This window comes from Blastocatellia bacterium, assembly GCA_025054955.1.
GTDB lineage: Bacteria > Acidobacteriota > Blastocatellia > HR10 > J050 > JANWZE01.
Window position 1 is genome coordinate 71484 of sequence record JANWZE010000023.1, and the last position, 23177, is coordinate 94660.

Below are 23177 nucleotides of genomic sequence, written 5' to 3' on the forward strand. Positions count from 1 at the left end.
TAAGCATGACCCTAGTGAGATTGTGGATGGATTAGACCTGAGACCGTGAACGCCGTGAGCTTAAGTTGGCCCACTGGCATGCGGGATGCGGCGAAACGCAATGAAGCCGGAAGAAATATCCGAACCGACCTTCCATTCGACGTGGTCTTGCTGCGCTACATCCCGGGATTCATCGTTGGCCCACTCCTTGCCAATAACGATGGGCACCACCTGCAACCCCACGCGCCGGAGCACCCGAGCGCGCTGTGCAGCGCGTTCAACGTCGTACCCATTGACTTGCAACGATACCTCGACAACAGCGACCTGATCGCCCTTCCACCAAATCAGGTCCGCGAGAAACGGATTTTCCTGCAACCGCTCCACGCCATCGGCGAGAATAGGACTTAGCAAATCAGTCAGCCGTTGCTGGACCCACGGCTGATCGGTCGTACCACCCTGCCCGCCGTTGAATAACATCGGCGCACTTCTGACGATCTCACGCTCATACTGCTCGCCTTTCCAACGCCCATCCGTTCCGCGCTGCCAATCCAGTAACTCGCGCAGTGCTTCATCCATGTGAGCTTGAGCCACGATCAGTTGGTCCATCCGCCTAATCTGCGCCTGTAACGCCTGTTCGGTGCGCGCTTGGGCCTCTTCCAGCCGAATCTGCGCCGCCGTCAATCGCTCAAGCTGCTCACTGTGCCGCTCCTGCGTCGCGATTAACCGCTCGATCTGCTCACTCTGCCGCTCCTGGCGAGCTGCTAACTCCGCAAGCTGCTCACTGTGCCGCTCCTGCACTGCGATTAACCGCTCGATCTGCTCACTCTGCCGCTCCTGGCGAGTTGCTAACTCCGCAAGCTGCTCACTGTGCCGCTCCTGCACTGCGATTAACCGCTCGATCTGCTCACTCTGCCGCTGCTGGCCCGCTAAAAACTCGCCGATCTGCCCACTGTGCCGCTCCTGCGTCGCGATTAACCGCTCGATCTGCTCACTCTGCCGCTGCTGGCCCGCTAAAAACTCGCCGATCTGCTCACTCTGCCGCTCCTGCACTGCGATTAACCGCTCGATCTGCTCACTCTGCCGCTGCTGGCCCGCGGCTAATTGCTCGACCACTCGCGTCAAGCGTTCGAATCGTTCCGGTAGTGTCAAAAGTTCGTCGGTCAGAATCTGACGACGCGCTTCCTCACGAAACACCGGGTCGTTCCTAAGCAAGTTGATAAGCTCTTCGGAGAGTTTCATGGCCATTGCTGATAATCCCGGCTGCCATTATGGCATACTGGAGCATTGACATCAACCCAGCCATTGGCTACGGCTGGAGCCAGCCGAGTCGGGGCCCGGACGTGTCTATGCGCGGTGGAACGAAGCAGCCGGTACGACCTCATTTGGATTTTGGTTGACGCTTGATTGTTCAAGCTGATATAGTGCCGCGTCATCAGAAATCCCAACTCCTGTATGCGCCTATGACAGCATTTTCTGGACTCATCGGCATGGCCGTTATCTTGGGTATTAGCTACCTGCTCTCCACCAATCGAAAAATGATCTCACTCAAGACAGTGGGCTGGGGACTCGCCTTGCAAGTGGTGTTTGCTCTCTTCGTTTTGAAAACACCGTGGGGACAGGTGATCTTTACCAAGGCCGGCGAGGCAATCAATCGCTTACTGGCATATTCCTACGTCGGCTCGGAGTTTGTTTTTGGCATCCTTGGGAAAAAAGATGGCCCGCCGTTTTTTCCCAAAGAGTTCGCGTTCATGTTCGCTTTTCAGGTTCTGCCCACGATTATTTTCATCGCTGCGTTGTTTGCCATTCTCTACTATGTGGGCATCATGCAATTGATCGTCAAGATGTTCGCCATCGTGATGACGCGGCTGATGGGCGCTAGTGGCGCTGAATCGCTGAACGTGGCCGCTTCGATTTTCATGGGACAGACCGAAGCGCCGTTGACGATCCGTCCATTTCTGGCTGGGATGACGCGCTCAGAGCTAATGTGTGTGATGACCTCCGGAATGGCTCACGTGGCTGGTGGCATCATGGGGGCATACATCGCTTTTGGCATTGAGGCCAAGCACATTTTAACAGCCGTCATCATGACAGCGCCGGGCACGATCATGCTGGCGAAAATCTTCGAGCCGGAAACAGGTCAACCACAAACGGCAGGTCGCGTTGTGATTACCACCGAGAAGCAGGACTCTAACGTGCTGGCGGCAGTCGCCCGCGGAACCGGTGAGGGACTTCATTTAGCGTTGAATGTGGCGGCTATGTTGATCTCCTTTCTGGCCCTCATCGCGCTGATCAACGGTATTCTGTCGGTTTTTGGCACAAGCATGCAGCAGATTCTTGGCTACCTGTTTGCCCCGATTGCCTGGTCCATGGGCGTGCCCTGGAAGGATAGTCAACTGGTCGGCAATCTTTTGGGCACGCGCATGGTGCTTAATGAGCTGGTCGCCTTCAAAGAACTTGGAGCCCTCAAAGCGACGCTTGATCCTCGCTCATTTACCATCGCGACATTTGCCCTGTGCGGGTTTGCCAATTTCACCTCAATTGGCATTCAAATCGGCGGCATCGGCGCGTTGGCGCCAAGCCGGAAACAAGACCTGGCGCAGCTTGGTTTCCGCGCCATGCTGGCCGGCACGTTTGCCAATTTCCTATCAGCCTGCATAGCCGGAATGCTGTTGTAGAAAAGCCAACGAACGCGCCTGTCCTGAACGCACGCGCGGGAACGAGCCAACAACAAGCGGGCGCTTCCCGATACAAAGCCAATGAACATTGCTCTAGAACGTCTCGGCTACGAGCGGTCGGGGTGCTGGAGGCGCGTCCGAATAGGAATACGCTTCAATGACCATCCGGCGCGCCTGTTCCATCTTTTCAGCGGCATTGTAATAAATCGTGGCCAACGGCTGACCGACCTGCACCTGATCGCCGACTTTCTTGTGCAAAACGATGCCGACGGCTGGATCAATCAGTGAATCAATCAGCTCGCGTCCGGCGCCCAGTTGCATGGCTGCCAGCCCAATCGTTTCAGCGTTGATGTCGGCCACGAACCCATCAACGGAGGCAACCACCTCGGCGCGATAAGCGGCTTGCGGCATGCGCGCGTAATCATCCACAACGAGTGGATCACCACCCTGCGCGGCAATGACGGCGCGAAGTTTTTCCAACCCTGCCCCGTTGCTGATTTGCTGTTTCATCAGCCGCCGCGCCTCGTCCAGCGATGCCGCTTTTTGTCCGAGCACCACCATGTGAGCGGCTAGCTCAACCGACAGTTGTTTCAAGTCAGCCGGACCGCGTCCCTTCAACACTTCGATACATTCGATCACTTCCAGCGCATTGCCAACAGCCTGGCCCAGTGGCTGACTCATATCCGTCAGCAACACGCGGACGTCAAGTCCTAACCCACGACCAACCGAGGCCAACGACTGGGCCAACTGGCGCGCTTGCTCAAAACTCTTCATGAACGCGCCATTGCCAAACTTCACATCCATGACCAACCCGTCAATGCCTTCGGCCACTTTCTTGCTGAGAATGCTAGCCGTGATCAACGGAATGGATTCGACAGTAGCCGTCACATCGCGCAACGCATAGATTTTCTTATCAGCCGGAGCAATTTCCTTTGTGGCGCCAATCAAGACCAGTCCTGTTGTTTTCAAAACGTGCTTGTATTCGTCCAGCGTCAGCCCAACGCGGAATCCGGGAATAGATTCCAACTTATCCAACGTCCCGCCGGTATGTCCCAGCCCGCGCCCGGATACCATCGGCACCCAGACACCGGCGGCAGCCGCTAGCGGCGCTAGAATCAAAGACGTTTTATCGCCCACGCCGCCAGTGCTGTGCTTGTCAATTTTTCGCCCTGGCAATTCGGACAGGTCCACGACGATGCCCGAATGAATCATTTCATGCGTGAGCGACACTGTTTCTGCCGCGCTCATGCCGCGAAAAAAGACGGCCATCAGAAACGCTGACATTTGATAGTCAGCGATGCGCCCCTGGGTATAACCATTCACCAGAAACGCGATCTCCTCATGCGTTAACTGGCCGCCGTCGCGCTTTTTCCGAATCAGGTCTACGACTCTCATGGCTTCTTCCTTTGTAATCAACCTCGCGGGACGCCAACAAACAGACGGCATACGCCGCCATGGCTCGACCGGCGCCAATGTCGCCGAGTCCTTCATTCGTTTTTGCTTTGATGTTGACAGCTTCCACCTTGAGGCGCAACGCGCGCGCCAGCCGAACACGCATGCGATCAAGATACGGCCTGAGTTTGGGCGCTTCGGTCACAATGGTGGCGTCAATGCACTGGATGGTAAAACCGTGCTGAGCAACCAGACTGGCGACCTCTCGCAGCAATGTGAGGCTGGATACGTTTTTGTATTGTGGATCGGTATCAGGAAAGTGTTGTCCCAGGTCGCCCAACGCGGCGGCGCCAAGCAACGCATCACAAATGCTGTGCGTCAGCACATCCGCGTCTGAATGTCCCTGCAATCCCCTGTCGAATGGCACTCGCACGCCACCCAAAATCAATCGTCGCCCTTCGACTAACCGGTGAATGTCATAGCCGATCCCAACACGCGCCGTTGCGCTCATCCGCCTCGTCTCCTGTTGAGCCAAAATTCAGCTAATGCCAAATCCTCCGGCCAGGTGATCTTAATGTTCTGACGAGACCCCTGAACGACGGTCACGACGTGCTCACTGCGTTCCACCAAGCTCGCATCATCGGTGGCACGAAATCCATCAGCCAACGCCTGTTGATAAGCCTTCAGGATGATCGAGACGCGAAACGCCTGAGGCGTTTGCACCAGATAAAAGCGCCGACGATCAACTGTCTTGATGATTCGGCCAGAGTGAACTTCCTTGAGCGTGTCCGTCACCGGATAACCGATAACGGCGGCGCCCGTCGCTCGCGCTTCAGCGATGACGGCTGTGATTTCTTGCTCTGTGACCAGCGGCCGCACGCCGTCATGAATCACCACGATCTGCGTTTGAGTCGCATCTATGGCTTGCAGTCCGTTCCACACGGAATCCTGTCGCTCTGGCCCGCCTGGGATGAGGCTGACGATCTTGTTGAATCCAGCCGCCGACAGTTGCTTTGCCGCCTCGGCCTGGTGCTGCTGGGGCAATACAACGATGATCTGATCCACTGATTGGCATCGTTCAAATGCTCTCAGTGTATGAATCAAGACCGGCTCACCGCACAGGTTAAGAAATTGCTTGGGGCACTCCCCGCCCATGCGCTGACCGGCGCCGGCGGCGACGATGATGGCGACATTCATAGCACTCTGACAGAACTTGCGCTTGGCTTGCGCCAACAGCGCCACGGCTGCCATCGGGCATCGTCACAGATGCGCGCGGCTGAGCTGTACACACCATGCCTGCGGCGATAGGATGCAGCAGCGCGGAGGAAACGCCCGGCGCCATCATTCTTCTGCGTCAACCGGGCGAATCTTGCCTGAGCGCGTCTCCTCGACATAACGACCAAAGATCATCTTCCCGGCGGTGGTTTGCAGCACGCTGGTGACGCTGGCCGCCACCGTCTTGCCAATCATCCGGCGGGCATTATCCACAACCACCATCGTGCCGTCGTCCAAATAGGCAACGCCTTGATTATGCTCTTTCCCTTCCTTGAGGATGAACACTTTCATGATTTCGCCCGGCAGGACCACCGGCTTGAGCGCATTGGCGAGTTCATTGATATTGAGGACCTCTACGCCGCGCAGTTCGGAGACCTTATTCAGATTGAAATCGTTGGTGATGATACGCGCATTCAACTGCTTGGCCAGCTCGATCAGCTTCAGGTCTACTTCACGAACATTTGGGAAACTGGCCTCAGAGATTTGTACAGTGATTTGAGGGTTATTCTGCAACCGTCGCAAGACGTCCAACCCGCGACGACCGCGATTGCGTTTACTGGCATCAGCCGAATCGGCAATCTGCTGAAGCTCGCGCAAGACAAACTGCGGAACGATCAACACACCCTCTAAGAATTTGGTCTCAGCAATGTCAGCGATGCGACCGTCAATGATGACGCTCGTATCCAGAATCTTGTAGTTCTGCTTCTGCCCTCGGTCCATCAAGATGCCGCCCAGCGCCGACAGATCAAGAAATTCCCCTTTGGCTGCGCCGACCATCAGTCCAACGTAGGCCATAAAAATCAGGATGGCAATCGTGGCAAACGTGCGTGCCCCTTGTCCCATTGCCGGTTGTTGAGAGAGCAAAATGCCAATCAACGTCGCGCCGACGATGCCGAGGATCGAGCCAATGGCCGCGCCAATTAACGATTTTAAGCTCGCCCGCCGCACGCGCGTCTCAAAGAACAGAATCACCGCCGCCAACGCTCCAGCGGCTAGCATCGAGTAGAAGCGACTATTGGGGATTGGTCTCAAAAAGTAGCCCGTCCCAACCAAAATCAAGGTGAATACGGCCCGAAGGATAAACACATCTGTGTTAAACGAAAATCGCTTGTATGACATACATCTATGAATCCTCCTTCAATTACCCGTGCCAGTTGATTATAACAAAACTTGTCTGATAGAAAATAGCCAGCCCGAATCAAATCTCCTTCATGCTCGTCAAAACAGCGCGTCGAGCGCATCCAGCACCGATCGCACGCCAATGATTTCCACGTGATCAACGGGATCAAGGCCAGAACAATTGATGCTCGGCATGAGGCATCGTTTGAAACCCAATGCCGCGACTTCGCGCAACCGGATGGCGGCGGCCGACGTGGCGCGCACTTCGCCGGCCAATCCGACTTCACCGAACACAACCGTCTCAGGATCGAGAGGAATGTTCTTGAAGCTCGAACTAATCGCTGCGACGATGCCCAGGTCAATCGCTGGTTCGTCAATCGTGATGCCGCCGGCCACATTGACGAATACATCCTCGCCTAACAGATGCAACCCGACCCGTTTTTCCAACACGGCAATCAACAAGGCGACTCGATTTTGATCCACGCCCTGCGTCATGCGCCGTCCGGTTCCATACTGACTGGAGCTGACCAGCGCCTGTAACTCCACCAAGATGGGACGAGTGCCTTCCATGCAAGCAACGACAATCGAACCGGAGACCCCTTTGGGACGCTGACTGAGAAACAATGCCGAAGGATTAATCACCGGCATGAGTCCGCGCCCCGTCATCTCAAAAATGCCTACCTCATTGGTCGCTCCATAGCGATTCTTAACAGCGCGAATGATACGATGATTATGATGGCGCTCACCTTCAAAATACAACACCGTATCAACCATGTGTTCGAGCGCCTTGGGTCCGGCAATCATGCCTTCTTTGGTCACGTGCCCGATGAGGAAAATCGGTATGTTACGACTCTTGGCCAACATCAGAAGCTGAGCCGCTGCCTCGCGCAACTGCGAGACGCTACCGGGTGATGAATCGAGCCGTTCGGAGTAGACCGTTTGAATCGAATCAATGATCATGGCGGCTGGATTCAATTTATCCACCTCGATCAGCACCGATTCCAGATGCGTTTCTGCCAGCACATAGAGTCGTTCGGCCCGAAGTCCCAATCGTTGACCGCGCATCTTAATCTGCCGGTGCGATTCCTCGCCTGAGACATATAACACCGTCTGGCCACCCGATTGCAGTTGCTCGGCCACCTGTAGCAGCAATGTACTCTTGCCGATGCCTGGATCACCTCCCACGAGCACCAGACTGCCGGGAACAATGCCGCCGCCCAGCACGCGGTCGAATTCGACAATGCCCGACGTGACGCGCACATCATCTTGGCTCTCAATCTGGTGATAGGCGACTGGCACCGCGCCGCTGAGGCGCTGCCCTCGTTTGGCACTGTCGGGCGGGCTGTAGGTTGGGCGCTCTTCCACAAACGAATTCCACTCGCCGCAGTCAGGACACTTGCCGAGCCATTTGGGGGATTGATAGCCACACTGCTGGCAACTGTAGACCGTTTTTTGCCCTTTCGCCACGTCTTATTGCCCCTTCCACCAGGTGCGCCTAGAATGTACCGTTCAGCACTGAGCCTGTCAACAAGCCGATGTACTCCTGAAGGACACACGCCCGATGCGAGCGAAAAAGAGATTCGGACAACATTTTCTGGTTGACCAAACGATTGGCCGGCGGCTGGTCTCGGCGATCCAGCTCGAACCAGACAGCGTCGTCATTGAAATTGGTCCCGGACGCGGCGCGTTAACCAAGGTGCTTCTGCAAAGACCTTGTCGCGTGATCGCTGTAGAAGTAGATGACGAGCTGACTCGTGCGTTGCAAATCGAATTGGCCGACCAGATTCATGCTGGCAAACTCGTGTTGATCGCGCAGGACATCCTCAAAACGAATCTGGATGAGCTGCTGCAACAACACCACATTGACGGGAAAGTGCGCATTCTGGGCAATCTCCCGTATAACATTGCCACGGCTATCCTGCAGCACTTGATCGCGTTTCGCCAACAGATTGATGACATGACCATCATGCTGCAACGCGAAGTGGTGGATCGCATCCTGAGTCAACCTGGCACGAAGCAATATGGTTACTTGTCAGTTTTGATGCAATACTTCTGCGAAGGACGAAAGTTGTTCACTGTATCGCCAGGGGCCTTTCGACCCGTACCCAAGGTGACATCTACGGTTGTGCAGTTGAAAGTCCGCGAGCGACCGGCTGTCGAGGTTGCCGACGAAGCTCACTTCCTGCGCGTTGTCAGCGCCTTGTTCATGGAGCGCCGAAAGACGATCATGAACAATTTGAAACGCATGCCGCTTAGATGGGATGGTGAGAGGATCGCCGGGCGGCTTCGTCACGTCGGCATTGATCCGTCCCGTCGCGCTGAGACGCTCAGCCTGGAAGAATTTGCTCGCGTTGCAAACGCCCTTCGGGCATCCGCTGGGGACAGGTTTGACAATCTCTTATCGGTGGGCTAAAGTAGCCGACCTGATCGGGGCGTGGCGCAGCCTGGTTAGCGCGCTTGATTTGGGATCAAGAGGTCGGCGGTTCAAATCCGCCCGCCCCGACCATCACTGGTCACCAACCTGCGACAGCATGCGCTCAGTGAGGCGCTGGCTCCTTCAAACACATTTGCATAACGACCATTGTACGCTCTGCGCCGCATTCATCGGCTCCTCTGACTAGCGCAGGGCTTGACGCCTCCACTCTGCTCAACGACAAGACACAACACCGAAGGCCTGCTTGCTGAAAATCGCTGCTGGACGTAGCAAAACGGATGATGTATCTTTGCCACGCGATGAACGTCACGAGCGCGCGCATAGCTCAACAGGATAGAGCACAGGCCTTCTAAGCCTGGGGTTCTGGGTTCGAGTCCCAGTGCGCGCGCCATCAGTTTCAGTCAATTTTATGATGGAACATCAGCACGCAATGATACGCCGGTCGCCAGCTTGATGAATTTCCGTATGGCTTGAGTTTTGCTATTGCGCGTTGTAAAAAATCTTGCTATACGTTGTGAGGTTTTCAGACTACGATTCAAAGAGGACATGCGTTATGCCAACTGGAATTTGTCCGGAATGTGATGGAGAGATTCGAGTCTCGTCGGATGTGGACATCGGCGACTATGTGTCTTGTCCCGAATGCGGCGTTGAACTGGAAGTTCTGGAAACAGACCCGCTAGAGCTGGACGTTGTTCAGGAGCGCGACGAAGAAGATTATTTTGATGAAGAGGAGGAGTGGTAATCTTTCCTCACGGGCGCGATCCATGCTGGTCGGCTGACAGGTAGGCTCCAGCCACTTAGCGCCGGCTTGGCAAAGCCGAAGAATACTCGTACCGACTCTGACGTATCTGCACTCCTGGGCGAGTCGTCATCACTTTAAGCCGATGAGAGCGTCCTCCAGTTGAAGGGGGCGACAGTGGATAAAAAGCTAGCAGGTAGCTGGCGCGAATCTCTTCAGCGATCTCGCTGAATATCTGCACGTAGTTTTGATCATCAATCGAAAATGTTTTTCCGCCCGTCCGTTCAACAATTCCTGTGGCATCCAGCAAGGTCGGCACGCGATGCTTCCCCTGGGGCGACAGAATGTATGACGGCAAGATGATCGCATAGACGGTCACGCCGGCTTGGTTGGCCCGTCGAATCACTTCCGGCGCGCTGATCAAGCTCGTGTAGTCGAATCCGTCTGTGACGACAACCACAAGGCGGCGGACGCGACGGCCGTCAACGCGCGCGGGCGCGTCCCGTTGCAGCATCGTCACGGCGCGGTCAATCGCATCGTAGAGCCGTGTGCGCCCACCAATGTTGCGAGCCTTCGCAAAACCCTGTTGCAGCTTCTCTATATCAGTGGTGAAGTTTTGGTAGACGTGAATGCGATCGTTGAACCCGATGACAGCGCAGACGGCTTGTTGCCTCATCGCGCGCACAAACTGCTGCGCGGCGCGCTGTTGATCTTTCACTTGCACTCCCAGACTGCCGGACACATCCAGCGCAAACACAATGGCAACTGGCCGCGTGAACGAACGGGTCGTCTGGGCCTCAAAAAAGGCGATGGGATAGTTGACGCCGTCGTGGGTCAGGATGAAATCCTCTTGCTTTAAATCCGTCACGTAATTGCCATCGCGATCCATCACCGTCACATCAATCGGGACGAGCTTGCCTTCCAACCTGACCTCCTGAGCCAACGAGACGAGGCCATGTCCGAGTATCATCGCTATCCATCCGTAACCAAGTAGCCACAACGTTCGCCGCTTCATGGGCTGGATTGTAGCACAGAGAAATTGGCTGACAAAATTTTACCGCCAGTGGCGCTTTATGCTATGCTTGCAACCTCTCAAAGATAAACAAACATGACCAAAGCGAGCGGATACGTCTTAATTATTTTTTGTATGGCGTCGGCGCTAGCGCCAACGCTGGCCCAAGACAAACGGGCAACGAGCGGGCGTCTGCGCGGCTCAGTTCAAGATCAGGACGGCAAGCCTCTAGCCGATATTCGAGTCCGAGCGATCAATCGGCGAACAGATGAACGAGTGGCTGAAGTCATCACCAATGATGAAGGCGTTTTCGTCTTTGACCAGCTCCCTGAAGGACGTTATACGCTAACGTTTTACTCGCCGCGTTTTCAACAGGCCATCGTCTCGCCCGTTGAAATAAAAGCGGGACAGGAAAAACGGTTGCGCGATCCGGTTGAATTGAAGCCGGTCAAATTGTATGCCGTGATCGAAGGGGCAGTCTTCGACCATCGTGGCTTCCTGCTTCGCGGCGCCACGGTCGTGATTGAGCGTATCCCCTTTGAAGCAGAACCCGTCCCTTCATTCAGACAAGAGAGCATCAGCAACGATGGTGGCGCGTTTGCCTTCCGCGTTTCGGCAGCGCCAGCGCGCTATCGGTTGACAGCGTCCTTGAAAGGCTACAAATCACAATCAACGAGCATTGACATAGCAGGAAACGAACGGCGTCACGTCAGCATTCAGCTTGAGCCAGAGCCATGAAAGATGCAGAGAAACGCACCGAGTTCTTAACGGCTCGACAACTGGCCGACATCTTACAGGTCAGTGAAACGACCATCCACCGGCTTCGACGACAAGGGCGCATCCCCGCGATCAAAGTGACCAATCGCTTAATCCGCTTCAATCTGCGTGACGTGAAAGCCGCGCTAGCCGATGCCACCAAGAAAAATCCTTCTGAGGCCACACCGGACGATCGTCAACAGCTTTCATTCGACGAGTTCTTCAGCGCCTCCTCCCAGCATTGACCGGCGCTTGCCACTCGCCACGCACCGATAACCTCGAAGCCGCTTTGCCTCTGCTCTGCTTGAAACCCCATGACTGGCGCTGGCCAGCCGCTGTCTAGCCACCGAGCGGCGCCCATGGTCAGCAGGTTTGCTGCCGGCCATGAGGTTAAAGCTCGCGGCGAACAGCCTCCAGGTCTGCTTCTACCATCATCTTGACTAACGCCTCGAATCCAACGGTCGGTCGCCAGCCGAGCACGCGCTCGGCTTTGCTCCAATCGCCTCGCAGCGCCACAACTTCGGCTGGACGATAGAGCTTTTCGTCAATCACCACATACTGGCGATAATCAAGGTCAAGCAACTCAAACGCGACCCGCACGAAATCCTCCACTGAATGCGTCTCGCCTGTCGCCACCACATATTCATCGGGCTGATCTTGCTGAAGCATCCGCCACATTGCCTGCACGTACTCGCCGGCAAATCCCCAATCGCGCTTTGCTGCCAAGTTGCCCAGACGCAACTGGCGCGCCAGGCCGAGCTTGATGCGCGCTGCCTGATGAGTAATCTTGCGCGTCACAAACTCCAATCCCCGACGCGGCGACTCGTGATTAAACAGAATGCCTGAGCAGGCGAACAACCCGTATGCTTCACGATAATATCGCGTCAGGTGATAACCGGCCACCTTGGAAATTCCATAGGTCGAACGAGGATGAAACGCGGTTGTTTCTCTCTGCGGCGTCTCGTGGGCCAAGCCGAACATTTCACTCGTTGCTGCAAAGTAAAAACGGCAGTTCGGCGCATGTTCTTTGATCGCTGCCAAGATATAGTGTGTCCCGTTGACGTTCGTGTTCATCGTCGAAAATTCGTCTTCAAACGAATAACCGACGAAGCTCTGCGCGGCCAGATGATAACACTCATCCGGTTGAACCACAGCGACTGCTTTGAGCAAACTGGCATAGCTTTCCAGCGAGGCAGCGTGCAGCGTCACGCGATCGAGGATCGGTTGAATCCGCCACAACCGTTGTTCGGGGTATTCCAGGCTCACATGCCGCACAAGCCCGTGAACCTCGTATCCTTGAGACAGCAGAAACTCTGCTAAGTAGGAACCATCTTGTCCGGTAATGCCTGTGATTAACGCTCTTCTTTTGCCCATTTTCGGTCACCTCATATCTTCACGTCTTGGGCGAGCCGAGAAATGTAGTTGCCCAGTTCGCCAGCGTCAAAGTTCGATCAATGGACTATCATCGTCTGGTCATAATCTTCTGTCGAGATGCATCTCATGCGTGCAAACACAACAAGCCCCGTAGAAGCAGCCACCAGAGCCGGCGTTGCTCCTACGGGGCACGAAATCGGTTCAATCACCACTCGGCGAGCGACCCGAACTAGAAGTAACACCGATTGCCAGCATCGCCGCAGCCGGGGATGTTAGTAATGGCCACAACGTGAGCCGCGCCACGGAATCCCGGCGGTTGTGGTGGTATAGTCAGGGTGAACTTGTATGCGCCAACTGAATCGGTTGTAGTCGTCTGTGTAATGATCGTTCCGTCGCGCAACTGAACGTTCAATCTGACTTCAGCGCCCGCAATGAGAACGCCACGACAACTGACATCACCTGAGACCATCAGTGTGAGGCCTGTCAACATGCAGCGAGCCGAGACCCAAGCTGTGCGCGTTCGTTCGGTGGCTTGCGCTGGTTGATCGTTGCGTGGCTCAATCCGAGCAATGGCTTTGGCCAACGTGTCGGCGGCTTCCGCCGCAACGGTCTGGACGGCTCCGTCCGCCGTCCGAACCATGAGCGACTTGGATAAGCTGCTGACCGTTGTCCCCGACTTCTGCACAGAAACCGTATAGAGATTATCCGGCTCCGATGTGATCACGCGATCCGGCGCGACCACTGTCGAAGCCAGCGCGCTACGAACCGTGATCGTCCCGGCCATCAGCTCAGCGATGACCCGTTGCTCATCACGGGACACTTTCACTCGCGACCCAGCCGTCAATGACAACACGCCGCTGCCGGCCAATAAATTCAAGAAAGCTGATCCATCAACTACCTCGATTTCACTGCCATTGAAAACCGTCGCTCCCCGTTGAGCCGAAGTGCCATCAATCTTCACTTGACCCTCACGAGTGACGATTTCACCCACTGGTTTGTTAACTGATTTCGATTGACCAAAGCCCGTCATTGTGACGGCCAATATCATGACGACGAATTTGGTGATACTGTTTACAGTTTCAGGTTTTTTAACATTACACTTCATTCTCACGATGATCATCCCTCCCGAGTTTAATTGAATGCTAGTTTAATTGAACGAGCCAGCGATTGTAGCCCGCTCGAAACTGATATCAAGCACCTACTCCTCGAGTCTGGTGACTCGCATTACGACCGCGCCACGCTTTCTGATTTGGGCGACTTCTCGGCTCGGCCATAATAATAGGAGCCATAGTCGTAGTAACCATACTGAGACTGGCGTGTATCCACGGCATTAAGGACAACGCCGAGAATCTTGGCATTGACCGCATCAAGCCGATTTTTCACTCGACGGATGCCTCGTTGCGACGTGGCACGCAGTTTGACCACCAGCAACACGCCATCTACCAATGTGGATAAGATCAACGCATCAGAGACCAAGCCTAGCGGCGGTGTATCAATAATCACGTGATCATAGCGCTGACTCACTGACTCCAGTAACACTCCCATGCGTTCCGAATGCAGCAGCTCCGACGGATTGGGCGGGACCGGCCCGCTCGGCAGCACATCCAACCCAACTACGCCACAGTCATGGCAGATGCTGACTGGTTTATCATCGAAGGACAGGTAGGTACTCAGTCCCGTCTCAGCATCCACATTAAACATTGCGGCGCAGTTGGGATGCCGCATATCAGCGTCAAGCAAGAGCACGCGCTTGCCCGCTTGGGCCAACGCGATGGCCAAATTTGCTGCTGTGGTGGTCTTGCCGACGCCGCTTTCATAGCTGGTGACGACAACTGTCCGAGGCGGATGGGTTGCTGACGATAACAGGAGTGACGTACGGAGTGTCCGATAGGCTTCGGTAAAGGCATGACCGACATTGTAGCCCGTTTCCAACAACAGAGGTCGTGATTCAATCGAGCGTTGGCGAGCGAATACAGGTTTGTCGGTGTAACCGGCAACTTTGGGAATCATACTCAGATGAGGCAATCGCAGCAGCGATTCGACTTCTTCAGTCGTCTTCAGACTATCGTCGAGAAACTCCAGCACAAACGCTCCGACCACGCCTAGCACCAACCCCACCAGCAATCCAAGCAAATAACCGGCCACCTTTGAGTCTGCCGGCTCAAGCGGCACTCTCGCTCGATCCACAACTTGGATATTGCTACTGGGCGCCAACGTCTTCATCAGATTGGCCTCGCGCAATCGCTCAGAGAGCATCTGGAAGACTTTCTCGTCCACTTCGATTTCGCGTTTGAGTAGACTAAATTGCAGCGAGGCTTGATTCTGTTTGAGGATTTCCGCTCGCTCTCGCTCGACCGCTTCCGTCATGGCTTGTGCTTTCTCAACAGCCAGGCGATATTCTTTGCGAACCTGCTCCAGCAGCGCTTGTTGAGCCTGCTCAATGCGCAGGTCAAGCTCAGCCAATTGTTGTTTCAGTTGCTTGATGGGTGGCGCATCGTCCTGGTAAATGCCGCGCTGTTGATCTAGTTGCATCTGCAATTTGACACGTTGCTGCTTCAATTCGTCTAGCACCGGATTGGTCATCGTTGACGGCAGTTGGCTCACCCCGCCACTTTGACTTAACCGATAGAGCACCTCCGCTTGAATGCGATTGGCTTCCACCTCAGCCAACGCGCTATTGAGCTTGGCGAATCGTTCATGCGATGGGTTTTGATCCTCTTTACTCTCTGCGTCACCCATGTGGAGCAGTTCGGCCTGTTGTTGATACTTGACGAGATTCTCCCGCTTCTTTTTGATCTCATCTTCCAATGTCGCCAATTGCTGAACCAACCAATCGGCGGCGAAATCAACTCTGTCGGCATTGCGTTTGCGATTGTAGGCAATGAACTCTTCAAACAACGTGTTGACGATCTCGGTGGCCAGGCGCGGCTCAGATGATCGGTAGCTGACGGGAATGACCCGTTGCGAGTTTATGTCTCTCGGTTTCTCAATCGTCAATCGCTCGCGAAACTTGTCAAGCAATCGCGTGCGCCGATTTTCCGGGTCCGTTTCTTTAGCCACAGCGGCGCTGAAATCCGGGTGCTCCCACAACTTCAGTCGGTCTACCACCCGTTCGGCGACCGCTTGGCTTCGCAGAATATCCAACTGCAATTGGATGGCCTGCGGCTCATAGCCTCGTTTATCGCTGACATCAAAGCCTTCGACCTCGGTCATGATCTGTTGCGTCGTCGGCTCAACGGCAATCGTTCCTGTTGCTTTGTACTCGGAGGGTGTGCGGTACACCTTGATGCCATACGCTACAAAGACAATGCTCAGGATGCTCAGGATCACCCACCACCGATTGCGGATGATGCGACCGTAGCGCCTCAAATCGAGGGTTTCTTCACCAGCCCAACGATCAAACCAAGCTGATTGACTTAAACCGGTCTGCGGTTTGGAGAAATCTCTGGGTTCATTCATGATGCCAAACTCCTTGAACCTGCCGGCGCGACCGGCATTGCCGGACCGCACTCGATCGCCAGCTTGAATATAAGTCGCGGCGCCCGCGCCGTCAACACAAGTATGCCCCGCAAATCTTCACAGGCGCCGCGGTTGCTGCATGCCCATCGGTTGAGCGTTCGCCGCCGTGCTCAGCTCAAACCGACTGACGCCGATCAGCATGGCCAACAAGAGAAAAAAGACGAGCGCCGTCGCCGGCTGTTGCAGGTAAAAATCCACGAGACTGTGCACCAGTATCGCGATACACCCCACCGTAGCGCCTCCCGCCACGTGCCACAAGCGAGGCTCCCGGCAACGCAACGCGCGACCCCAGAGCCGCGCCACTGCGATCAAAAAAAACAGCAGCAAGCTGGCCCCGATCAGGCCGGTCTCACACACGACCTGCAAATAATCATTATGAGCAGCGTTCATCATCATATAACCTGCGCCGGTATCGTAGCGCGAGTAAGCCACCGGATATGCGCCCACGCCGACGCCGAGCAGTGGATAGTCGCTGATCATTGACCATGAATTTCTCCACGTCTGAATCCGACTCTGATGTGATGAAGCAGGATCGAAACCGGTTCCAACCAACGATTCTATTTCTGCTGCGACGTCTGATCGAACTTGCTGTGGAATCGAAGCTGTCGCCAACAACGAAACGCCAACGACGATCACCATGACAATACCGGCCACTCCAATCCAGAGTCGCCTCAAGCCTGCGCTGCTCCGATGCGCTTGATCAAACGCGACGCGCTGCCGTGCGATTAACCATATCCACGCACACAGGGCAACGATCAGCACGAAAATTCCACCGGTCGTATTGGCCAGCGCGACGGCGACGCCCATAGCAATTGCTGCCAGACCGCTCATCACGCGCTGATCCGGCTCAACCGCCGACGAGAACGCTGTCGCCAATGCCAGCGGAAAGATCAGCTCGATCAAACCGACCAAGCTGGTCAACGAAGGGAAAGACAAACCCAGCGGATTTGGTCGGCCACTGATCAACGGTTCGCCTTCGACGGAAAACATCTCGGCAATACCGATCAGCGAGACAAAACAGCCGAGGAAAATCAGCCAGGCAGCCAGCCGGCGCAACCGCTGCACGGTGGTGACAACTTGGGCGGCCACGAGTAACAGCCCCAGCAGCGCGGCCAGCGCGATGGCAACTTGCGCTGTTGCTGCGCTGCTCATGGTGAGCGCAGACCACGTTCCATTCAGCCCGACCACATCACTGAACGGAGCGCGACGCCACGGCAGCGGGATCAATTGAATCAGCGCCACACACAGAAACGCCATGATCCACCAGTAAACCGGACTCCACACCAAGCTGAAATACGCCCGAAGCGCCGCTTGCAGTCCCCACAGAAACAACAGCGTCACACTCATGACGAGGAGAAATTCAATGGCAAACGATTGCACAGGCGTAATCAAGACAGTGACCACCACACCGCCGAATATCAGATGATCAATCGCCCCGGCCAAACGGCGCCCAACGGACATCTGACCGACGGCAGGCGACATCGCCGGTGATTCGCTCACGTGCATCAGCCAATCAGATGGACGTCTGCGCATACGTTCAACGGCTCAATCATCGCGCCTTCTCACCGACAGAAGGCTTCAGAGCAGGCCGACCGGCCCCCCAGCCGGAGACAGGCGCACGTTGATGATAGAGCATCGTTATAAGCATCGCCGTGATGGCGCCGGCTGAATCAATCAACACATCCAAGACCGATCCCGTGCGGGTTGGAAGAAAGCTCTGAGCCACCTCATCAAACACGGCATAACCGATGGTCAGCAGTGCAGCCTTCAATGCCCAATCCGGACGCCATCGCTCGACGGACCGCCCCCGCAGCGCGCGCAGGAATAACCATGCCAAAATAAAATACGCGATAAAATGACCGATTTTGCGAATCAGCAAATAGAGTGAGCGAATCTGCTCTTCGGGCATCTCCGGCAGCAACCAACGGAGCAACGGGATAAGAAACCGCGAGTTGCCGCTCAAGCTCCACATGTCGCCGGTGAACGGACAAATCAACACCATCCAGATCACCGGCGGCAACCAGTGCCTGATGAGCCAATAGAGCCGATGGGCTTTCACAGCGTACATCAGCAACGCCTTTCACCTCTGGATCGCATTAGTCGCCCCTGCCCTGTCCGTGAGCCAGAAGGAAACGAAGCGACCGCCCCGGCGTGCTGGCTGCCGTGTCATGGGCGTTGAACCACGCCTCCAACACATGGGCGATGGCAGCGGGATCATCCTGCTTGGCGGCGACTTCTAAGCGGGCCAACACGCGTTGCATCTGGTCAACGTCCACGCGCGTTGGCGGCGCAATGAAAATTTTTTCATAGCGTGTCACGCGGACTCCTTCGGCGCCGATCAACAATTCCTCAAACAGCTTTTCACCGGGGCGCAATCCGATGAATTCAATGCTAATATCCTCGTCCGGCTTCAGGCCTGACAGTCGGATCATATCTTTGGCCAGATCAACAATCCTGATCGGCTCGCCCATATCGAGCACGAAGATGTCGCCGTGCTCGCCCAGGCTGCCGGCTTTGATCACCAGATGCGCGGCTTCGGGAATTGTCATGAAGTAGCGCGTCACCTCAGGATGCGTGACCGTCACCGGGCCGCCGGCAGCAATCTGTTTTTGGAAGAGCGGCACGACGCTGCCCCGGCTCCCCAATACATTGCCGAAGCGCACGCAAGAAAAACGTGTCGGGCTGGTCGCCGCTTTTGCTTGAACGAGCATCTCGGCCAGTCGCTTGGATGCGCCCATCACATTGGTTGGGTTGACAGCTTTGTCAGTGGAAATCATCACAAACGTTTCAACGCCGTGTTCGTCAGCCAGGTCAACCAGCAAGCGAGTGCCGAATACGTTGTTGAGAATCGCTTCGGACGGGTTCAGTTCCATCAACGGAACATGCTTATGCGCCGCGGCGTGAAAGATGACCTGTGGACGATGCCGCTCAAAGATTCGCCGCAATCGTAGCTCATGCCGAATGTCGGTAATCAGCGGTGTAAGCAGCGTGGCCGAACCGAGCCGTTGTAACTCGTGGTGAATCTCGAACAAGCTGTTCTCATCTTTGTCCAGCATCAACAACTGGGTCGGCGCAAACTGGAGCAATTGACGACACAATTCAGACCCAATCGAGCCGCCAGCGCCGGTGATCAGAATGCGTTTGCCTGTAAACCAGCGGCGAACGTCTTGATCGTCGCAATCAAATTGAACCACATCACGGCCGAGTAAGTCTTCAATCCGAACGTCGCGGAACGTACTGACGCGGACACGTCCTGAGAGAATCTCGTACAGCGCCGGCATGATCTTGACCGGTACGCCGATTTGCTCGCAGGTCTGCACGATCCGCCGGAGGTCTCGACGTCGCACGGTGGCCATTGTCACGATGACCTGATCCACACGATATTGATGAACCAACCGAGCGAGGTCCTCAGTGGTGCCCAGCACTCTCACTCCGCCGATGACCCGACCTAACTTCGCTCGGTCGTCATCCACAAATCCTTGAACCCGCAGCCCAACGTCTGGACGAACGGACAATTCCTTGGCGGCGAGCACGCCGGCCTGACCGGCGCCAACCAACAACACGCGCTTTTCAGGAGCGGCTGCAGGCTGCCTGAGCGCCGCCTGCTGTTCAGCGATCAAACGTCGCAACATCCGAACACCGCCCGTCCCCAAAAATGACAGACACGGATAAAGCGCGATGATGCCCAACGGGATTTCCAGCACCCTGATAGTGGGGCCAAACGTCAATCGGATGACCATCAAAGCAGCGCCGATGGCCGCTTGCGTGGCGGCCAAAATCAGCATCTCGCGTGTGCTCACGTAGCGCCAGATGAACTGATAGATGCCGCTCACGCCATAGACCAAAATCGAACCAACCACGACGTACGGCAACAACGTCACCCATTGGTCGGCATACCGCGCCGGCGGCCACCCGTCAAATCGAAGCAGATAGGCTAATGAAAAGGCGAGCGCGCAGATCACGCTGTCAATGGTCACCTGCGTGGTTCGACTATAAAAACGGTATGCCATTTCACTCGCTCACTTCATGTGCGCCATGCTGCCGCCGGATGAGCGTAACAATCCTCTCCAAATCCGATTCAGTCAGAGTGGACCCGCTGGGCAAGCACAAGCCGCGCTCGAAAATAGTCTCTGCCACGCGACCGCCTCTGACGCGGCACTGGGCAAAGACCGGCTGCATGTGCAACGGCTTCCACACCGGTCGCGCTTCGATATTGGCCGCTTCCAGCGCCAGTCGAACGTCTTCTCGAGTCGCGCCAAACGCCGACGGGTCAATCGTCAGACAGGTGAGCCAACGTGTGGCACGGCCGTAGGGCGCTTCGGGCATGAACTGAATCCCCGGCAAGTCGCCGAGCGCCTGTCGGTAGTATTCAAAATTGCGGCGGCGCGCGCGGATGCGATCAGGCAGCACCTTTAGTTGGCCGCGCCCGATGGCTGCCAGGATATTACTCATGCGGTAGTTGTAACCGATGGTTGAATGCTGATAGTGAGGCGCTGGGTCTCTGGCTTGCGTGGCCAGAAATCGCGCCCGCTCGATCAACGCTCCGTCGTCCGAGACCAACATGCCACCGCCCGACGTAGTGATGATCTTGTTTCCATTGAACGAAAATGCGGCTAGCCGACCAAATGCGCCAGTCATTCGGCCTTTATAGGTTGCGCCCAGCGCCTCGGCGGCATCTTCGATGAGTGGAATTTGGTACTCAGCGCAGACGCGCTCGATTCGATCATAATCGGCGCTCTGACCATACAGGTCCACAACAATCACGGCGCGTGGTCGCTTGCCCCGCCTCGCGCTGTGTTTCAATTCTTCGGCCAACAGATCAGGGTCCATATTCCACGTGGCCGCGTCGGCGTCAATGAAGACCGGACGTCCCCTTTCATAAACAATCGGACTGGCGCTGGCGACAAACGTCAACGTCGAGCAGATAACTTCATCGCCCGGCTCAATCTGCACGAGCCGCAGCGCCAAGTGCAACGCGGCTGTGCCTGAGCAAAGCGCGGCTGCATGTCGAACGCCGATCAGCTCAGCAAATTCCTTCTCGAAAGCGTCCACATGAGGCCCGAGCGGGGCGATCCAATTGGACGCAAAGGCATCCTTGACCAAGGCCAATTCCGCCTCGCCCATGTGCGGCGGTGATAGGTAAATGCGCTGGCTCACCGATTCAGCTTCCTTCATCACAACACATGACGCTCCTGGGCGCTTCTACCCCCTGTTTAGCTCGCGCCGATGGACATGGAGCGCAGATTTCCTTCAACGCAGCCACATGCGTGATCTCCAGGTCAGGGGCATGATCGGGCGAGAGCGGCTCCATCTGCGCATAGAGACCCTCTGGATGGCGCACGCGCACCGTGGTCATGCCAACGCGCCGGGCGCCGCTGAAATCCTTTTGCGGATTATCGCCAACATAGACGACCTCTCGGCCAGACGCTTGCAGGCGCTCCAACACGATGTTGAACGGAATAGGACTTGGCTTCCATGCGTCGCGGCCCCATTCGTCGGAAAACACCACGACATCAAAATGCTCGGCCAGGCCCAATGCAGCCAGCTTCCGTCGCTGCACAGCCACAAGACCATCCGTCAGTAGACCAAGACAACACGTTTCATGCAACGAGCGCAGCAATGGCGCGACACCATCAAACGGCGCAATGCTCGGTTCATGCTCACGGTAGAGAGCGACGAGTCGCTGCACGAGACCGGGATCAAACAGATCATGAGCGCTGAGCCACTGATCAAAGGTTGTGCCGCGCGCGCCCTGCTCAAACAATTTTTTCAATTCGTCAAATCCCTGCTCACGAGGAATCTTCAAGTGCGGCTCAGCCCATGCGGCGACCGCTCGGAAGCCGCTCATGACGTAGTCGCGCTCCAAATAGAGCGTATCGTCCAAATCAAAGACGATGGCCCGCCATCTGTTCACGTTGAGCCTCCGTCAGGTAAAACGCATCGTCATACCGCGTGATAAAGAGTCCGGTTTGATAAGCGCCAAGCGGCGGAACCTCGATCGCGAGTCCGGCAGCGCGGGCCAACAACCAGCGCGGCGAATCAGCGCCGGCGGCTATGCCAAGCGGCGCTCCGCCGCCCCACCGCGCGTTGATCTCAGTGAAGTGCGCCACACCGTCTTTCATCATGCACTGAATGGTGATCGGACCGATAGCCGACAATGCGTGCGCAATACGAACACACGCGTGCGTGATCTCAGGATCATAGAGTGTCACGCCCTTGGCCACTTCGCCCCATCGCACTTCCATCCGACGGCGAGAGATAACGCCCATCACTTCTCCGTCCAGGTCGCAAATCACATCGTTAGTAATCTCCGGCCCAGGCAAGTATTCCTGAATAATCGGATTGGGCACGTACTCCACAAAGAACGCCAGCTCACGAGCATTCTGCACACGATAGGTGTGCTGCGCGGCGCTGCCCCCGCGTGGTTTGATGAACAATGGATAGTCGGCGGCAGAGGGATTGATGTCGGTCGGTAGCCACGATCGCGGCGTCGGTATAGATAAGCGTTGAAAAAATTCGACCGTGCGCCACTTGTCAGCCGCCATCTCTGCGGCCTGCTCGCTGACCACAACGACACGCGCGCCGGTCGCTTCCAGCGCCGATTTGTGTCGTGCCAGCAGCGGAATATCTGGATCAATCAATGGAAAAATCAAGTTCACCCGCTCGGCTCGACAGATGCCGATCAATGTAGGGATATAATCCGGCGCGTCCAAGCGTGGGACGATGTAAGGCCGATCCACCAATTGCAAGGCAGGCGCCAGCGGGTCCATATCCAACCCGATGATCCGCCCATCCAACCCCAACGCTTGATACGCGCGGCGGAACGCGCGCACCAATTCAACGCGACGGCCAACGCTGGTGAACATGATGTTCATGCTCATGATCGCTCCAGCTTCCAATGAA

General features: G+C 56.0%; 21 protein-coding genes and 2 tRNA genes. 7 read left to right on the forward strand and 16 right to left on the reverse strand.

Annotated elements, in window-relative coordinates:
* Positions 1-60: 60 nt before the first annotated feature.
* On the reverse strand, positions 61-1224 hold the full coding sequence (locus NZ823_02070) for a hypothetical protein (GenBank protein ID MCS6803914.1): 1164 nt from the start codon (positions 1222-1224) through the stop codon (positions 61-63).
* 215 nt (positions 1225-1439) lie between these two features.
* On the opposite strand from NZ823_02070, the gene NZ823_02075 reads away from it, so the two are divergent.
* Positions 1440-2654 carry a NupC/NupG family nucleoside CNT transporter gene (locus NZ823_02075; protein ID MCS6803915.1) on the forward strand — a complete coding sequence of 405 codons (1215 nt, stop codon included), beginning with the start codon at positions 1440-1442 and terminating at the stop codon, positions 2652-2654.
* Between the two features lie 93 nt (positions 2655-2747).
* Here the strand turns inward: NZ823_02075 and NZ823_02080 are convergent, their stop codons facing one another.
* The 5 genes from NZ823_02080 to radA all read right to left on the reverse strand — a co-directional run bounded on the left by NZ823_02080 (position 2748) and on the right by radA (position 7907).
* Positions 2748-4049: a thymidine phosphorylase gene (locus NZ823_02080; GenBank protein ID MCS6803916.1), complete on the reverse strand. Its 1302-nt coding sequence runs from the start codon at positions 4047-4049 to the stop codon at positions 2748-2750.
* Positions 3994-4557 carry a 2-C-methyl-D-erythritol 2,4-cyclodiphosphate synthase gene (ispF, locus tag NZ823_02085; GenBank protein MCS6803917.1) on the reverse strand — a complete coding sequence of 188 codons (564 nt, stop codon included), beginning with the start codon at positions 4555-4557 and terminating at the stop codon, positions 3994-3996. The genes NZ823_02080 and ispF overlap by 56 nt, the downstream gene beginning before the upstream one ends.
* Positions 4554-5297 carry a 2-C-methyl-D-erythritol 4-phosphate cytidylyltransferase gene (gene ispD, locus NZ823_02090; GenBank protein MCS6803918.1) on the reverse strand — a complete coding sequence of 248 codons (744 nt, stop codon included), beginning with the start codon at positions 5295-5297 and terminating at the stop codon, positions 4554-4556. The genes ispF and ispD overlap by 4 nt, the downstream gene beginning before the upstream one ends.
* 90 nt (positions 5298-5387) lie before the next feature.
* Complete coding sequence (locus tag NZ823_02095) at positions 5388-6440, reverse strand: PIN domain-containing protein (GenBank protein ID MCS6803919.1); 1053 nt, start codon at positions 6438-6440, stop codon at positions 5388-5390.
* 99 nt (positions 6441-6539) lie between these two features.
* A complete protein-coding gene (radA, locus tag NZ823_02100; GenBank protein MCS6803920.1) occupies positions 6540-7907 on the reverse strand; it encodes a DNA repair protein RadA in 1368 nt (455 codons plus the stop codon).
* A gap of 94 nt (positions 7908-8001) precedes the next feature.
* Here radA and rsmA point away from each other — a divergent pair, with 94 nt between their 5' ends.
* The 4 genes from rsmA (at position 8002) to NZ823_02120 (ending at position 9616) form a co-directional block, all read left to right on the forward strand.
* Positions 8002-8853, forward strand: coding sequence for a 16S rRNA (adenine(1518)-N(6)/adenine(1519)-N(6))-dimethyltransferase RsmA (gene rsmA, locus NZ823_02105; GenBank protein MCS6803921.1), 852 nt, complete (start codon positions 8002-8004; stop codon positions 8851-8853).
* Positions 8854-8868: 15 nt separating this feature from the next.
* A tRNA-Pro gene (locus tag NZ823_02110) sits at positions 8869-8946 on the forward strand.
* A gap of 242 nt (positions 8947-9188) precedes the next feature.
* Positions 9189-9265, forward strand: a tRNA-Arg gene (locus NZ823_02115).
* Positions 9266-9427: 162 nt separating this feature from the next.
* Positions 9428-9616 carry a lysine biosynthesis protein LysW gene (locus NZ823_02120; protein MCS6803922.1) on the forward strand — a complete coding sequence of 63 codons (189 nt, stop codon included), beginning with the start codon at positions 9428-9430 and terminating at the stop codon, positions 9614-9616.
* Positions 9617-9671: 55 nt separating this feature from the next.
* On the opposite strand, the gene NZ823_02125 is transcribed toward NZ823_02120, so the two are convergent.
* The gene (locus NZ823_02125; protein MCS6803923.1) at positions 9672-10583 is read right to left on the reverse strand and encodes a VWA domain-containing protein; all 912 of its coding nucleotides are present in this window, start codon (positions 10581-10583) and stop codon (positions 9672-9674) included.
* A gap of 138 nt (positions 10584-10721) precedes the next feature.
* Here NZ823_02125 and NZ823_02130 point away from each other — a divergent pair, with 138 nt between their 5' ends.
* Positions 10722-11363, forward strand: coding sequence for a carboxypeptidase-like regulatory domain-containing protein (locus tag NZ823_02130; protein MCS6803924.1), 642 nt, complete (start codon positions 10722-10724; stop codon positions 11361-11363).
* Positions 11360-11626, forward strand: coding sequence for a helix-turn-helix domain-containing protein (locus NZ823_02135; protein ID MCS6803925.1), 267 nt, complete (start codon positions 11360-11362; stop codon positions 11624-11626). The genes NZ823_02130 and NZ823_02135 overlap by 4 nt, the downstream gene beginning before the upstream one ends.
* A gap of 145 nt (positions 11627-11771) precedes the next feature.
* Here NZ823_02135 and NZ823_02140 read toward each other — a convergent pair whose 3' ends face one another.
* From NZ823_02140 to NZ823_02180, 9 genes are all read right to left on the reverse strand, one after another.
* Positions 11772-12755 (reverse strand): GDP-mannose 4,6-dehydratase, encoded by a 984-nt coding sequence (locus NZ823_02140; protein MCS6803926.1) that lies wholly within the window; start codon positions 12753-12755, stop codon positions 11772-11774.
* A 229-nt stretch (positions 12756-12984) separates the two neighbouring features.
* Positions 12985-13866 carry a hypothetical protein gene (locus NZ823_02145; GenBank protein ID MCS6803927.1) on the reverse strand — a complete coding sequence of 294 codons (882 nt, stop codon included), beginning with the start codon at positions 13864-13866 and terminating at the stop codon, positions 12985-12987.
* Positions 13867-13979: 113 nt separating this feature from the next.
* Positions 13980-16214, reverse strand: a complete 2235-nt coding sequence (locus tag NZ823_02150; protein MCS6803928.1) for a polysaccharide biosynthesis tyrosine autokinase — start codon at positions 16212-16214, stop codon at positions 13980-13982.
* Positions 16215-16331: 117 nt separating this feature from the next.
* On the reverse strand, positions 16332-17807 hold the full coding sequence (locus tag NZ823_02155; protein MCS6803929.1) for an O-antigen ligase family protein: 1476 nt from the start codon (positions 17805-17807) through the stop codon (positions 16332-16334).
* Positions 17808-17823: 16 nt separating this feature from the next.
* Positions 17824-18342, reverse strand: a complete 519-nt coding sequence (locus tag NZ823_02160) for a VanZ family protein (protein ID MCS6803930.1) — start codon at positions 18340-18342, stop codon at positions 17824-17826.
* A 28-nt stretch (positions 18343-18370) separates the two neighbouring features.
* Positions 18371-20284: a polysaccharide biosynthesis protein gene (locus tag NZ823_02165; protein ID MCS6803931.1), complete on the reverse strand. Its 1914-nt coding sequence runs from the start codon at positions 20282-20284 to the stop codon at positions 18371-18373.
* Between the two features lies 1 nt (position 20285).
* Positions 20286-21431 (reverse strand): aminotransferase class I/II-fold pyridoxal phosphate-dependent enzyme, encoded by a 1146-nt coding sequence (locus NZ823_02170; protein ID MCS6803932.1) that lies wholly within the window; start codon positions 21429-21431, stop codon positions 20286-20288.
* A 4-nt stretch (positions 21432-21435) separates the two neighbouring features.
* The gene (locus NZ823_02175) at positions 21436-22188 is read right to left on the reverse strand and encodes an HAD family hydrolase (protein MCS6803933.1); all 753 of its coding nucleotides are present in this window, start codon (positions 22186-22188) and stop codon (positions 21436-21438) included.
* Positions 22160-23155, reverse strand: a complete 996-nt coding sequence (locus NZ823_02180; GenBank protein ID MCS6803934.1) for an ATP-grasp domain-containing protein — start codon at positions 23153-23155, stop codon at positions 22160-22162. Before NZ823_02180 ends, NZ823_02175 begins: the two co-directional genes overlap by 29 nt.
* Positions 23156-23177 lie beyond the last annotated feature (22 nt).

Bases quoted from the DNA above. Each gene is read 5' to 3' on its own strand.
- NZ823_02070 (MCS6803914.1), bottom strand. From the start codon at position 1,224: ATGGCCATGAAACTCTCCGAAGAGCTTATCAACTTGCTTAGGAACGAC.
- NZ823_02075 (MCS6803915.1), top strand. From the start codon at position 1,440: ATGACAGCATTTTCTGGACTCATCGGCATGGCCGTTATCTTGGGTATT.
- NZ823_02080 (MCS6803916.1), bottom strand. From the start codon at position 4,049: ATGAGAGTCGTAGACCTGATTCGGAAAAAGCGCGACGGCGGCCAGTTA.
- ispF (MCS6803917.1), bottom strand. From the start codon at position 4,557: ATGAGCGCAACGGCGCGTGTTGGGATCGGCTATGACATTCACCGGTTA.
- ispD (MCS6803918.1), bottom strand. From the start codon at position 5,297: ATGGCAGCCGTGGCGCTGTTGGCGCAAGCCAAGCGCAAGTTCTGTCAG.
- NZ823_02095 (MCS6803919.1), bottom strand. From the start codon at position 6,440: ATGTCATACAAGCGATTTTCGTTTAACACAGATGTGTTTATCCTTCGG.
- rsmA (MCS6803921.1), top strand. From the start codon at position 8,002: ATGCGAGCGAAAAAGAGATTCGGACAACATTTTCTGGTTGACCAAACG.
- NZ823_02120 (MCS6803922.1), top strand. From the start codon at position 9,428: ATGCCAACTGGAATTTGTCCGGAATGTGATGGAGAGATTCGAGTCTCG.
- NZ823_02125 (MCS6803923.1), bottom strand. From the start codon at position 10,583: ATGATACTCGGACATGGCCTCGTCTCGTTGGCTCAGGAGGTCAGGTTG.
- NZ823_02130 (MCS6803924.1), top strand. From the start codon at position 10,722: ATGACCAAAGCGAGCGGATACGTCTTAATTATTTTTTGTATGGCGTCG.
- NZ823_02135 (MCS6803925.1), top strand. From the start codon at position 11,360: ATGAAAGATGCAGAGAAACGCACCGAGTTCTTAACGGCTCGACAACTG.
- NZ823_02140 (MCS6803926.1), bottom strand. From the start codon at position 12,755: ATGGGCAAAAGAAGAGCGTTAATCACAGGCATTACCGGACAAGATGGT.
- NZ823_02150 (MCS6803928.1), bottom strand. From the start codon at position 16,214: ATGAATGAACCCAGAGATTTCTCCAAACCGCAGACCGGTTTAAGTCAA.
- NZ823_02155 (MCS6803929.1), bottom strand. From the start codon at position 17,807: ATGCGCAGACGTCCATCTGATTGGCTGATGCACGTGAGCGAATCACCG.
- NZ823_02160 (MCS6803930.1), bottom strand. From the start codon at position 18,342: ATGTACGCTGTGAAAGCCCATCGGCTCTATTGGCTCATCAGGCACTGG.
- NZ823_02165 (MCS6803931.1), bottom strand. From the start codon at position 20,284: ATGGCATACCGTTTTTATAGTCGAACCACGCAGGTGACCATTGACAGC.
- NZ823_02180 (MCS6803934.1), bottom strand. From the start codon at position 23,155: ATGAGCATGAACATCATGTTCACCAGCGTTGGCCGTCGCGTTGAATTG.